The 12,761-nt window shown below is 65.3% G+C and carries 11 protein-coding genes; 8 read left to right on the forward strand and 3 right to left on the reverse strand.

Annotated features, from left to right (window positions below; translation table 11 throughout):
- Positions 1-48 precede the first annotated feature (48 nt).
- A complete protein-coding gene (locus tag JFC09_RS03725) occupies positions 49-555 on the forward strand; it encodes an META domain-containing protein (RefSeq protein ID WP_198392601.1) in 507 nt (168 codons plus the stop codon).
- 88 nt (positions 556-643) lie between these two features.
- On the opposite strand, the gene JFC09_RS03730 is transcribed toward JFC09_RS03725, so the two are convergent.
- Positions 644-1,531, reverse strand: coding sequence for a LysR family transcriptional regulator (locus JFC09_RS03730; protein ID WP_198392602.1), 888 nt, complete (start codon positions 1,529-1,531; stop codon positions 644-646).
- Positions 1,532-1,640: 109 nt separating this feature from the next.
- On the opposite strand from JFC09_RS03730, the gene JFC09_RS03735 reads away from it, so the two are divergent.
- From JFC09_RS03735 to JFC09_RS03755, 5 genes are all read left to right on the forward strand, one after another.
- A complete protein-coding gene (locus JFC09_RS03735) occupies positions 1,641-3,032 on the forward strand; it encodes a CitMHS family transporter (protein ID WP_198392603.1) in 1,392 nt (463 codons plus the stop codon).
- Between the two features lie 2 nt (positions 3,033-3,034).
- Entirely contained in the window at positions 3,035-4,396 is a 1,362-nt protein-coding gene (locus JFC09_RS03740; RefSeq protein ID WP_198392604.1) for an acyclic terpene utilization AtuA family protein, read from the forward strand.
- Entirely contained in the window at positions 4,393-4,692 is a 300-nt protein-coding gene (locus JFC09_RS03745) for an AtuA-related protein (RefSeq protein ID WP_198392605.1), read from the forward strand. Before JFC09_RS03740 ends, JFC09_RS03745 begins: the two co-directional genes overlap by 4 nt.
- A gap of 303 nt (positions 4,693-4,995) precedes the next feature.
- Positions 4,996-6,540: a CocE/NonD family hydrolase gene (locus tag JFC09_RS03750; protein ID WP_198392606.1), complete on the forward strand. Its 1,545-nt coding sequence runs from the start codon at positions 4,996-4,998 to the stop codon at positions 6,538-6,540.
- A 68-nt stretch (positions 6,541-6,608) separates the two neighbouring features.
- Positions 6,609-8,207, forward strand: a complete 1,599-nt coding sequence (locus JFC09_RS03755) for a tannase/feruloyl esterase family alpha/beta hydrolase (RefSeq protein ID WP_198392607.1) — start codon at positions 6,609-6,611, stop codon at positions 8,205-8,207.
- Between the two features lie 137 nt (positions 8,208-8,344).
- Here the strand turns inward: JFC09_RS03755 and JFC09_RS03760 are convergent, their stop codons facing one another.
- Both JFC09_RS03760 and JFC09_RS03765 read right to left on the reverse strand, forming a co-directional pair.
- On the reverse strand, positions 8,345-10,033 hold the full coding sequence (locus tag JFC09_RS03760) for a class I adenylate-forming enzyme family protein (protein ID WP_232483036.1): 1,689 nt from the start codon (positions 10,031-10,033) through the stop codon (positions 8,345-8,347).
- Entirely contained in the window at positions 10,030-10,983 is a 954-nt protein-coding gene (locus JFC09_RS03765; RefSeq protein WP_198392608.1) for a cyclase family protein, read from the reverse strand. The genes JFC09_RS03760 and JFC09_RS03765 overlap by 4 nt, the downstream gene beginning before the upstream one ends.
- 436 nt (positions 10,984-11,419) lie before the next feature.
- Here JFC09_RS03765 and JFC09_RS03770 point away from each other — a divergent pair, with 436 nt between their 5' ends.
- Positions 11,420-12,061 (forward strand): TetR/AcrR family transcriptional regulator, encoded by a 642-nt coding sequence (locus JFC09_RS03770; RefSeq protein WP_198392609.1) that lies wholly within the window; start codon positions 11,420-11,422, stop codon positions 12,059-12,061.
- Between the two features lie 56 nt (positions 12,062-12,117).
- Positions 12,118-12,750 carry an acyl-CoA dehydrogenase family protein gene (locus JFC09_RS16835; protein WP_332839631.1) on the forward strand — a complete coding sequence of 211 codons (633 nt, stop codon included), beginning with the start codon at positions 12,118-12,120 and terminating at the stop codon, positions 12,748-12,750.
- Positions 12,751-12,761 lie beyond the last annotated feature (11 nt).

Genomic DNA, 12,761 nt, shown 5'->3' on the forward strand with positions numbered 1-12,761 from the left:
CTCGATCGATAGCATGAACACGCTGGACCCCAAAGCAATGGAGGGACCATGAAGGTACCGATCAGCGTCGCCGCTCTCGCGGCAGCCTCTGTCCTCGCTCTCACTGCGTGCGGAGGCGCAGGGACCGATCCCGGAGGCGATCCCACGACTGACGATGCCCCCACTGCCGCGGACTTCGACGGCCGGTGGACCGCTGAGGACCCCGAGGATGCCTTCCTCGAGTTCAAGGAGGTCGATGAGAACGGCGGGACCGTATCCGGGACTGACGGCTGCAACGGCGTCCAGGGTGAGTTCCATGTCGACGGGGACACGGCCTCGATCGACCGGGGCCCCGGGACCCTCAAGGGATGCCCCGACGTCGACACCTGGTTAAGTGGAGTGACCGTCGTCGTCCTCGACGGCGACACGCTGTCCATCCAGAACGACGACGGTGAGGAGCTCGGAACTCTCACACGTGAGGACGCTGACGACGCCACCCCGGTGCCGTCCGGCAGCGCGAGCGCATCCCTCGACGAGGCGGAAGGCTCCGACGGCGACAACGCCGAAGACAGCTGACACCTACCGCAACGGCTGTGGGCCGGAGGGGATCACCCCGCCGGCCCACAGCCGTGTATGCGGAGTACTGTCTGCGTTGTCGCGCTACCTACTCGAGGAACTCGTGCTTCACGTGCATCGGGCGGATGAAGCGCTCGACCGCAGGTGAGGGCTGCTCTCCTTTGCGCCTGATGACGTGGACCTCTCGTCGGATCGTCGGCCGGAGCGGCACGAATGCCAGCTGGGCGAACTCCATGAGAGGTCGAACGAGTCCGGGGACCGCTGTGACCCCCAGTCCGGAAGCGACGAGACCTGCAACGGCGCCCACATTGTGCCCCACCATCGTCGAATCGCTGTCCACCCCTGCCGCCTCGAGCGACATCGCCACTGGCCGGGAGATGCTGGTATAGGGCGAGAACGTGATCACGCGTTCGTCGCGCAACATCTCCCACTCCACGCTCTCGTGATCAGCGAGCCGGTGCCAGCGCGGCAGTGCACAGTAGAACCTGTCTGCGCCGATCCGCTCATACGTGAGGTCGCGCTCCCGATTGGATGCTGCGGTGATCCCGAAGTCGACGGCCCCGGAGCGCACCTGCTCGACGACCTGGGTGGTGAGAGCATCGCGGACCTCTACCCGTACGTCGGGGTGTACACGGATGAACTCGCGGATCAGCCCCGGGAGGAAGCTCGCCGCGATGGACGGCAGGCACCCGATGGTGATGGATCCGGAATCCCCGGATGCCTGCTGGTGCAGCTGCTCTACTCCTTTGTCGAATGACACGAGAGTCGCTCGCATCTGCGCAAGCAGGTCCACACCGGACGGTGTTGGTTCCACCGAGCGGGTGGTGCGGTGGAAGAGCTGAACCTTCAGGATCCGCTCGAGGTCCGCGATCCTGCGGCTCAGCGACGACTGGGACAGCTCGAGCAGGTTCGCGGCTTCGGTGAAGCTCGACGTCTCACTCACTGTCACCGCCGCGCGGAGATGGCTGACAGTCACGGGGCTATTCATGCGCATGGCGCATCACACTATCCGGAATTGTCTATTGTGTACATAAGTGATCGTCGGGATACTGGACCGCGACCGCACATGTTTCAAAGGAGTGACAGTGCTTGCAGCCATAGGTTTTCTGATCATCGCGCTGATCTTGGTTCTCCTCCTCACACAGAGGGTCAACGCGATCGTCGCGTTGGCAGGAATTCCCTTCATCGGTGCCCTCATTGCGGGCTTCTCGCTCGCAGAAGTATCCGAGTTCGCCATGTCGGGGATCGGCAGCATCGTGGGTGTCGTCGCGATGTTCGTCTTCGCGATCATCTTCTTCGGCATCGTGAGTGACGCCGGCATGTTCGATCCCATCGTCAACCGGATCGTGCGGTTCGCAGGCGACAAGCCCGCGACGATCACCGTCGCGACCACACTGCTCGCGATCGTCACGCACCTGGACGGGGCCGGAGCGTCGACGTTCCTCATCACGATCCCCGCGATGCTCCCGCTGTACGAGCGCATGGGGATGAGCCGTCTGGTCCTCGCGACCTGCGTTGCGCTCGGCGCGGGCGTCATGAACGTCGTTCCGTGGGGTGGCCCCACCCTTCGTGCCGCGGCCACCGCCGATGTCCCGGCCAATGAGCTGTGGGTTCCGGTCATCCCCGCCCAGATCGTGGGGTTGATAGTCGCATTGGGAATCGCCTTCTTCCTCGGCACCCGAGAGAAGAAGCGCCTCGCCCGGCTCGACTCCGGTGACGAACGCGCAGTGGTTCTGGAGTCGACGGCTCGAATCGGAGAGACCGGCATGGTCATCACCGGAGGGTCGAGCAGCGACGCGTCGGGTGAGTCGGGTTCGGCGGCCGACGCAGATGCTGTCGCCGCGCTCCGGCGGCCGAAGCTGCTCTTCGTGAACCTGCTCGTGACGGCCCTGGTCGTCGTCGTGCTCGTTGCGGGCTGGGTGGACCCGGCGGTCTGCTTCATCATCGGCGCGATCGTCGTCCTCGTCATCAACTACCCGAACATGAAGGAGCAGGGCGAGAGGATCAACGCCCACGCGCCGGGTGCCGTTCTCATGGCGAGCACGCTCATCGCCGCCGGTATCCTCCTGGGAGTCCTCAGCGAGTCGGGAATGGTCGAGGCGATGGCGCAGGGCGGTGCGAATCTCCTCCCCGAGGCGCTCGCCCCTGGATTGCCCCTCATCGCCGGCATCCTGGGAGTTCCTCTCAGCCTCCTCTTCGGTCCGGATGCCTACTACTTCGGTGTGATGCCGGTGCTCATGGCCGTCGGCGCTGAGTTCGGGGTCGAGGGAATCGACATCGCGCTGGCCTCTATCCTCGGACAGGAGACCGCCGGCTTCCCGATCAGCCCGATGACCGGGTCGTTCTTCCTCCTGGTCGGGCTGGCCAAGGTGGACATCGGCCGGCACATCCGCCATTCGTTCCTCTGGATGTGGCTGGTCAGCATCGTCATGGTGCTCGTAGCTGTCGTGATGGGAGTCATCCCGGGATGGGTGTGAAGATGAAGCAGATTCGCGTGGGTGCCGGTGCGGGTTTCGCAGGAGACCGTATCGACCCTGCCGTGGAGCTCGCGCAGTACGGGGACCTCGACTACCTGATCTTCGAGTGCCTGGGGGAGCGGACCGTCGCGGCCGGTCAGGTCCGTCGTCGCGAAGATCCCCGTGCGGGCTATGACCCGCTCCTGGTCGCGCGTATCGGCGCGGTCATCGAGCATACGCTCGCGACGGGCACCACGATCGTGACGAACGGGGGCAGCGCGAACCCGTTGGCCGCTGCGGACGCGGTGGCGGAGATGCTTCGAGAGCGGGGCCTCGACCGTCCGGTGCGTATCGCGGCGGTGACCGGCGACGACGTGGCGGACACGATCCGCGCGATCGACCCGCTCGTGTGGGAGACGCAGGAACCGGTCTCTGCCCACGGGACGGACCTGCTGTCGGCGAACGCATACATCGGTGCCGACTCTCTGGTCGCCGCCTTGGAGCAGGACCCCGACATCGTCATTGCGGGGCGAGCGGCGGACCCCTCCCTGTATCTTGCGCCGATGATCCACGAATTCGGATGGTCCAGCACCGACGTCGAACTGCTGGGCAAGGGGACGTGCGTCGGACATCTGCTCGAATGTGCCGGTCAGCTCACGGGTGGGTATTTCTTCGACCCGGGCCCCAAGGACGTACCGGGGCTTGCGCGCTTGGGCTTCCCCTTCGCCGATGTCAGCGCCGACGGCTCTGCGGTCGTGGGCAAGCTGGAGCGCTCAGGCGGTCTGCTCGACGTGCGGACATGCCGTGAGCAGCTCCTCTACGAGGTGCACGACCCTCACGGGTACATCACCCCGGATGTCACCGCAGACTTCTCGCGCGTCGAGTTCACGACTGTGGGCCCAGAACGTGTCCGCGTCACTGGGGCGTCCGGCACTCAGCGACCGACGGACCTCAAAGTCAGCCTCGGATTCCAGGGCGGTTGGACCGGCGAGGGGCAGATGTCCTACGCGGGACCGCGCGCAGAGGAGCGCGCCCGCTTGGCCGGGGACGTCGTCGTCGAACGCATGCACACCGTCCACGGGGTTCCGTCCGACTCGCTGACAGTCGAACTCATCGGCACGGGTTCCGCGTTCCGAGGAGCACCGGGCGCCCGCGGAAGCGAGGACATCACGATCCCGGAGATCCGACTGCGCGTGTCGGGTGTCCTCGGCACCCGTGCGCAGGCGGAGGCCGTGCGGTGGGAAGTCGAGAGCCTCTACACGAACGGACCGGCCGGCGGGGGCGGCGCCCGGGGGACCGTGACCGAAGTCGTCGCGATCCGCGCCGCATCATTGTCACGAGAAGCAGTGGAGACGACCGTGCACACTCGGGAGGTCCAGCCATGATCCTCGACGATGTGGCGGACGTCCGCACGGGAGACAAAGGAGACGACCTCATCATCGCCCTCCTGCCCCGGGACGCGGAAGCCTACGAACGGGTGACCGCTGCTGTGACCGCACAGCGAGTGGCAGAGCATTACGGCTTGCCTCCAGGAGCAGTCCGCCGCGTGCTCATGCCCACTGTCACCGCCATGGTGTTCCATCTGCGCGGTGTGCTGGGCGGCGGCGTGACGGGGAGCAGCTACCTGGACGGCCACGGCAAGACCATGGGGTACCACCTCCTGTCGCTCCCGCTCGACTGAACGCTTGTCGGCTTCCGGTGGCGTAGCCCGTCGACATCCAACGGCACGACTCGCCGACACGGCTCGTCAGTTCGGCTCACCTGTCGGACTGACGGGATCAGCTGTGGACTCTCTTTCACGGGCTGTGGCCCACAGGCCGAGCCCGTCGTATGCCTTCACGAACCCGCATGTCGGCACGCCCTGACGATCCTGCACGACGGCGAAAGCCGCGCGCTCGGGCCCGTGGCATGACCCCATTCCGAGCCCAGCGATCTCGTGCGACCACATGACCAGATGACACGACTCGATGCGAAGGAGCATCCGATGAAACGAATTGCCGCAGCAGTGGCACCCCTTCTCCTCCTCACGGGGTGTGGTGCCGCTGAAGCTGGGGGCTCCGAACCGGTGCCCACGGAAACACAGAGCCCGCAGTCGGGCGAACTGGACGACCCGTTCTTCGCGTATGACCGGCCGGAGGACTTCGAGGTGGTCGAAGAGCGCGTGGCAGTCCCCGTGAGAGACGGCGCAGAGATCGCGTGCGACCTCCTCCGCCCCGACGCGGAGGGCGAGTTCCCCGGAATCGTCTACGAGTACACCGCATATGCCGACAGCGTCGGCGACTTCGCAGAGAACGCAGAATACTTCGTCACGAGAGGGTACTCCGCGCTCATCTGTCAGGCGCGTGGGTCCGGGGACTCACCGGGCGAGCTGGATCCGTTCGGCCCTCAGGAGCAGGAGGACAACTACGACGTCATCGAATGGCTCGCTTCCCAAGACCATTCGACGGGTCGCATCGGCCAGATGGGGCTGAGCTACGGCGGTCACACCTCACTCCTCGCAGCCGTGAATAAGCCTCCTCACCTGGAGGCCATCATCCCCATCAACGGCCTGAGCGACTGGTACGAGAACACGATCTATCGGGGCGGAATCTACTCTCCGCGGATCCGCGACTGGCAGGAGGCGGTTGCCCCCGCGACCCTCGACACCTATGCGGACAACCCCCTGTACAACGAGTTCTGGGAGGACCGCAGTGTGGCATCCCGATGGGATGCGCTCGATGTTCCGGTGTTGGAGATCAACGGGTGGTACGACCGCTATCGCGATGGCATGGTGAAGAACCACATGGCGAGGCCGGAATCAGTGTGGATGGTGTCGGGTCCTTGGGAACACGGTTATCCGCAGGATCAGGAGGAGCCCTTCTCCGTGGGTGCCTACCTCGCGTGGTGGGACCACTGGCTTCAGGAGTCCGATGATGCCCCTCTCCCAGAGACCAAGATCGTCTCGTACGAGCTGCCCGGGGGAGAGGACGGCGCGGGGTGGAGACAGTTCGACGAGTGGCCGGCGGACGGTGTGGAACCCACGACGCTCTGGTTCGATGACGACTCCGGGTTGACTGAGGATCCCGGGACGACGGGTACGCGCACCTTCTCGGTCAATACGAGTGAGAACTCCGCGTCCGACGATCAGCAGATCCTTGCCGAGACCTCGCCGCTGGAGGACGACCTCGTGATCGCGGGGAACATCCTTGCCGACCTCGCCGTCACGTTCACCGCGGACGACGGCGCTGTGGCAGTCGTGGTCGAAGACGTCGATGCCGACGGTGACGCGACGAGGGTGACAGAGGGCTGGCTGCGAGCAAGTCACCGCGACGGTCACGAAGAACTTGTCCCGGTCGAACCCGGCACCGAGTACGACCTGTCGGTCGATGTCTGGCCCACGCACTACCGGTTCCTCGAAGGCCACCAGCTGAGGGTGCGGGTGTCGAGCGACGACTACCCGGAGATCGAATCGAGCGCACCGGCAGGTGAGGTCACGGTGCGCACGGGCGAGGGGGCGTCGTCTCTCACCCTTCCGGTGCTGCCGGAGTAGTTGCTCTTGACGCTGTCCTACGTTTCATTCATCAATCCCGGGAGGGGCAGATCCAGATGAGAAAGCCGTTGAAGACTGCATCCGCGGCACTTGGAATCGTAATGCTGCTGGGCGCCTGTAGTCCAGAAGGTGATAGCGACACTGAGGTCAGCAGCTGTGAAGATATCTCCGGATTCGTGCTGGACGATGCTCAAGTGGACGTCGCGGCGGAGGTCTCCGAGGGTGACGAGTTGTCGATGCCCGGTTCGCAGGAGCTGATCCAAGACATGCCAGAGCTGTGCAGAGTTCAGGGAACAGCTACGCCCGTCGATGGTTCCCATATTGGCTTTGAAGTGTGGCTTCCTAAGGAATGGACTGGCCGCATCCACATGGTTGGTAACGGCGGCTACAGCTCCACGATGAATGCTGGACTGATGCGCAGCCTGGCAGAGGGAAGCGACGTTGCGGTTGCAACAGACACTGGCCATACCGGTGATGATCTCTCGTTCGGGAGGGACAATGTCGAAGCGCAAGTTGACTGGGGCCACCGAGCCGTCCATGAATCCATAGTGGCGGCAAAGGAGATTGTGAGGAGCTTTTATGGCGGACAAGCCGAATATACGTACTTCAGCGGTTGCTCTACGGGTGGTCATCAGGGATTGATGGAGGCTCAGCGCTATCCCAATGACTTCGACGGGATTATCGCCGGAGCCCCAGGCAACAACCGCACAAACCTCAACCTTGGTTTCCTGTGGCAATTCCTGAGTAACCATGAGCCAGAGGGTGGTTCCGAGACCATCCTGAATAGCGCAGACCTTCAGGAGATCAACCGCGCCTTCGTCGATCATTACGACGAGAGGGACGGAGTTGAAGATGGTGTAATCGCGGATCCTTCGGACCTCGAATTCGATGCGAAGGTGCTTGAGCAGGAAGGAGTGTCGCTCACTGATCAACAGATTGATGCACTTGAGGCCATGTATCAGGGTCCTGAGCATCGTCGCACAGGAGAGACGCTCTACCCTGGGTGGCCGGTCGGCAGCGAATGGATTGAAAACGACGAGGGAGGTGCCGGATGGGATCAGTATTGGGCGGACCCCGAGCGCCCTGCCGAGCCCTCCCGAGCTGACTTCTTCCGACATTGGGTCTTCGAAGATCCGGAGTGGGATTGGTGGGAGTTCGACTGGGACGAAGACGTTGACCGAGTGCACTCACAGGTCGGGTCGATTGTCGACGCTACGGATCCGGACCTACGCGACTTTCAGGAGTCGGGAGGAAAGCTGCTCATGTTCACGGGATGGCAGGACCCAGTTGTGTCGGCGACCGACGTCATCGACTATTACCAGCAGGTAGTTGATGAATCTGGATCGATAGATTCTGCGCAGGAGTTTGCGAGGCTCTTCATGGTCCCGGGTATGGGCCATTGCGGCGGTGGGCCGGGGGCAACTGTGTTCTCGTCCTCCACACAAGGGGTGGAACCTCTGCGTGACGATGCACAGCATAACCTCATTCGAGCGCTGGAGAGTTGGGTGGAGGAGGGCGTGGCGCCAGAGCAGATGGTGGCGTCTCACTTCGACGACGAGGGTGAGCCGGAGTTCACACGGGCGCTTTGTCCGCATCCACAGACAGGAGTCCATCGTTCGGGCGGCGATGAGGCGAAGGCAGCGAGTTTCGAATGCTCAGATGAGTAGCGAGGAATGGCTCCGTGAGCATTAGGCTGCCTGCCTGAGTTCGTCAAGAGTCTGCGGGATCAGGTATCCGTCTGATTCTCTGATCCCGCAGACTCGCATGGCCGCCTCGAACTTGCCGTCGTTCGTTCGTCAGCCACCTACTCCCGCAGCATGCGCCGCATGATCTTCCCGGTGGCGGTCTTCGGCATCTCGTCGAGGATTCCGATACTCCGGGGGATCTTGTACGCCGCCAGCTGCTCGCGGCAGTGCGCAACGAGTTCCTCCTCCGTCACACCCTGCCCAGCCTTGAGGGTGACGAACGCGGCGACGGTCTCCCCGCGGTAGGAGTCCTCGGCGCCCACGACCGCGGCCTCGGACACGGCCGGGTGGTCGTAGAGGATGCCCTCGACCTCGCGGGGCCAGACCTTGTAGCCGGCGGCGTTGATCATGTCCTTCTTGCGGTCGACGAGGTAGATCCACCCCTCCGCGTCCCGGAACGCCACGTCGCCCGTGTGGAGGAAGCCGCCGTCGGTGATCTCCGCCGCGGTCGCCTCTTCGTTCCCCCAGTAGCCGGGGGTGATCTGCGGGCCGCGCGCCCAGATCTCGCCGTACTCCCCGTCGGGCAGGTCGGCACCGTTCTCGTCGACGATCCGCAGCTCCGTGTCGTACACGGCCTTCCCGACGGACAGCGAGCCCGAATCGGGGTCGACGGGCGACCGCTCGCCGCGCGGACCCACCGTGATGGGGGAGGCCGTCTCGCTCATCCCGTAGGCGGCGTGGATGTAGGAGCCGTACACCTTCTCGAGCCGGTCGGACAGCGACGGGGCGACCGGTGCCCCGCCCGTGAAGATCACCTCGAGGTTGTCGAGGTCGCCGTCCTTCAACTCCGGCGAGTCCGCCATCGCCATGAGTGCCGTGATCGCGCCGATCGTGAAGGTCGGCCGCCAGCGGCGGATCGACTCGAGCACCGCGACGGGGTGGAACCGGTGGCTCAGCACCAGGGGGTGGCCGCCGCGAATGCCGTACGCCAGGTGCCCCACGGATCCGGTGATGTGGAAGAGCGGGGCCACCGCGAGGATCCCCTGCCCCGGCTCGAGCCCTCCCATCTGCACGTACGTCTCCGCGTTGAAGGCGAGGTTGCCGTGCGTGTTGATCGCGCCCTTCGGGTTGCCCGTCGTTCCCGACGTGTACGTGAGCAGCGCCGGGTCGTCCGCCGCCACCGCCGGCGTCGGCACCCCGCCCGCGCCCGAGGTGCCGGCCGGCTCGGTGCCCGGACCGGCCTCGTCGACGAGGTCCTCGAGGGACAGGAGGGTGGTGCCCTCCGGTGCGGGGCGGGCCGCCTGCACGTCGCCCGGGACCGTCTCGTCCCGCACGCAGCTGTCGTCGGCCACCCAGCGACGGAACCGGCCGATGACGGTGACGCGGACGGAGGAGTCGGCCACGACCTCGGCGGCGACGTCGTCCCACAGGGTCGGGAGGGTGACGAGGGCGACCGCACCGGAATCCTGCAAGTGGTAGCGGAGCTCGCGGGCGGTGTTCATCGGGTTGATGGGCACACCGACCGCGCCCACCTTCCACGTCGCGAGGACGCCGACGACGAACAGCGGATCGTTCTGTGGGTAGATCGCGACGCGATCACCCGCGGCGACACCTTCGCGCGCGAGAGTTGCAGCGAGAGCCCGCGCCTGCGCGTCGACCTGTCCGAACGTGAGGGTGTCCGCGAAGGAGTGGAGGAACGGCTCGTCCGCTGATTCCGCCACCCGGTGCTCCCACGCGTCGATCATCGTGGAGAACGCGGGGGTGAGGGATTCCGTGAACGGCTTCATCGGATCGACGGGCCGCCTCATCGGATCGCGACCGGATTGACCGGCGACCCCGTCGCACGGTGGATCTTGAGAGGAGCCGCGACGTAGAAGAAGTCCCAGCGGCCGTCCTCCGCACACGCGGCGGCGAGTTCCTCGAGGTCGCAGATCTCCGTGAGCGCGATGCCCAGATTGCGCATGAGCGCGTTGTGCAGGGTGAGCGCGACACCGGTGTCCGGGTCGGTCGTCACCTCGTTCGCGATGGTGTCCGTCACGAGGTTGGGGATCTCCATGTCGTGGAACCACTGAACGAGCTCCGGGCTGTACTGCAGCCCCGGCTCGCAGAAGTCCTCGTAGAACTTCTCACCCTGTTCGAAGAACAGCTGCAGGTGGTTGGTGCGGATGAGGAGCACGTCGTGCTTCTCGATGGTGACGCCCTGTGCCTCGGCGGCCTCGAGGAGGTCGTTGTGGTCGAACGTGCGCTTGGCCTCAATCGCGTCGACACCGAAGTGGCGTGCCATGTCGATGAGGACGCCGCGACCAGCGACGCCCCGCTGCGCGATCGGTTCGACGCTCGCCTTGTCGAGGCCGCCGATCGTCGTGCGCGCGTCGTAGCCGTTCCAGATCTTCCCGCCGTACCAGACGTGGCCCAGTGCGTCGTACTGCGTGGATCCCTGGAGGAAGGCGACGAGCTTGTCGTCCGCGTAGTGGAGGCCGCCGGGGAAGTTCGGTGCGTCGTCCCCGTCCCACGCGGATTCGTCGATGACCATCTCACGCTCAGCGGGGAGACGGGACGGCCACACCGGGTCCCCCTTGGGGTCGCCGATGAGTCGTTGGAGTGTGTGCACGTCTCCGTTGCGGATGCTGCGCACACCACGGAGCACTTCGTCGTTGGTGAGGAAGTTGAGCGCCCCCACTTCATCGTCGTCGCCCCAGCGGCCCCAGTTCTTCGGGGCGTCCGCAAGGAGTTCGGTGAGGTCCGGTGCATCTGCCATGGTGCTCTCGCCTTTCGGGAGTCGTCACGCTCGCGCCACGGGCGGCGAACGGGCCACGAGGAACGGTGGCCCAGCCGGTGGGTGACGGCGATCAGCGCGCCGGTCGTCGTTGGCCGGTCCCGTCAGGATCGCCCTGATGCTCGACGGGTGTCAAGGCTCTGGAGGGAACATCCACGAACAGATGTTCGCCAAAGTGCGTTGTTCGCGGCGGAACACTGATGGGGTGAACTCGAGTGGAGGCGGCCGGTTCACGCGCTCAGGATTCGGCCGACGGGAGGCCCGCAATCAGTGGGTAGGGGATCGTATTCCATCGGTCGATCACCACCGCGCAATCGGTGGGAGTGCGAGGAAGAGACGCTGCCAGAGGGAGGGTTCCGAAGGCTGTTGACGAACAAGCGTTCGCCGCTTAGCGTGGAGGGGATCGCGAGGAGGCGGCATGGCGAAGATGCGAACCGGCAAGGATGCGATCCTGGACGCCGCGGTGGATCGATTCGAGCGATTGGGCTACCACGGCACGTCGATGCGCGACATCGCGCAGGGAGCCGGTCTCACCGTCGCCTCGATCTACAACCACTTCCCGTCGAAGCAGCTGATGCTGCAGGACATCATGGTGCGGGTGCTGAGTGACGCGCTCGCCCTCACGCGCAACGCGGTGCTCCGCGCGGAGCGGCACCCGGTGGCCCAGCTGAGCGCGCTCGTCCACACGTGGCTCGTCTTCCACTCCGAACGGCGGGCGGAGGCTCTCATCGGCGCGTCGGAGATCCGCAGCCTCGATCCGGCCGGCCGGCGCCTCATCGTCGCACTCCGCGATGAGCAGGAGGCCCTGTTCCGCAGCGTCGTGGAATGGGGTGTCGAAGAAGGGGTCTTCGCCACCCCCTATCCGGAGGACGCCGTCCGCGCGCTCATCGCGATGGGCACCTCGGTGTCCTCCTGGTACAAGCCCGACGGCCCGCTCACACCCGAGCAGATGGGTGAGCGGTACGTGCGTCTGGGACTGGGCACGGTCGAGGCCACAGAACCCCGTCCGGTAGAGGTGGCGACGAGTCCCGCCCCAGGAGACTTCGAGAGCGACCTCTGAGTCAGCAGAGACCAGCGCCGCAGCGAATCAATCCAGTGCAGCACCGAAGGAGAACCATGCAAGGACAGTTGAAGGCGATGCCCGTCCGTCCCGATGTCGATTCGCTCGACCTGCGGCCGTCGGCGCGCGCTCTGGAGGTGCGGGAGCAGCTTGTCGACTTCATGCACACGAAGGTGTTCCCGGCGGAGGCAGCCTACGAAGCGCATCGGGCGGAGAAGGGCCTGCACGACTCGTCGGTGCCTCCCGTGGTCGAAGAGCTCAAGGCCGAAGCGAAGTCACGAGGTCTGTGGAATCTGTTCCTGCCGTCGGAGTCGGGGCTCAGCCAGCTCGACTACGCGGGGCTCGCGGAGATCACCGGGTGGAGCCTCCACCTGGCGCCCGAAGCGACGAACGGGCAGGCACCGGACACCGGCAACATGGAGCTCCTCCACATGTTCGCGACAAGGGAGCAGAGCGAGCGGTGGCTGACACCGCTGCTGAACGGCGAGATCCGCTCCGCGTTCGCGATGACGGAACCGGACGTCGCGAGCTCCGATGCGACCAACATCCAGACGACGATCACCCGGGACGGCGACGACTACGTCATCTCCGGACGGAAGTGGTGGACCTCCGGTGCGGCGGATCCGCGGTGCGAGCTCCTCATCGTCATGGGGAAGACGGACGTGGACGCGGAACGGCACCGGCAGTAGTCCATGATCCT

The organism is Brevibacterium yomogidense (assembly GCF_016107685.1).
Lineage (GTDB): Bacteria > Actinomycetota > Actinomycetes > Actinomycetales > Brevibacteriaceae > Brevibacterium > Brevibacterium yomogidense.

Coding starts and splice junctions, on each gene's coding strand:
- JFC09_RS03725 (WP_198392601.1), top strand. CDS start 49: ATGAAGGTACCGATCAGCGTCGCCGCTCTCGCGGCAGCCTCTGTCCTC.
- JFC09_RS03740 (WP_198392604.1), top strand. CDS start 3,035: ATGAAGCAGATTCGCGTGGGTGCCGGTGCGGGTTTCGCAGGAGACCGT.
- JFC09_RS03745 (WP_198392605.1), top strand. CDS start 4,393: ATGATCCTCGACGATGTGGCGGACGTCCGCACGGGAGACAAAGGAGAC.
- JFC09_RS03750 (WP_198392606.1), top strand. CDS start 4,996: ATGAAACGAATTGCCGCAGCAGTGGCACCCCTTCTCCTCCTCACGGGG.
- JFC09_RS03760 (WP_232483036.1), bottom strand. CDS start 10,033: ATGAGGCGGCCCGTCGATCCGATGAAGCCGTTCACGGAATCCCTCACC.
- JFC09_RS03765 (WP_198392608.1), bottom strand. CDS start 10,983: ATGGCAGATGCACCGGACCTCACCGAACTCCTTGCGGACGCCCCGAAG.
- JFC09_RS03770 (WP_198392609.1), top strand. CDS start 11,420: ATGGCGAAGATGCGAACCGGCAAGGATGCGATCCTGGACGCCGCGGTG.
- JFC09_RS16835 (WP_332839631.1), top strand. CDS start 12,118: ATGCAAGGACAGTTGAAGGCGATGCCCGTCCGTCCCGATGTCGATTCG.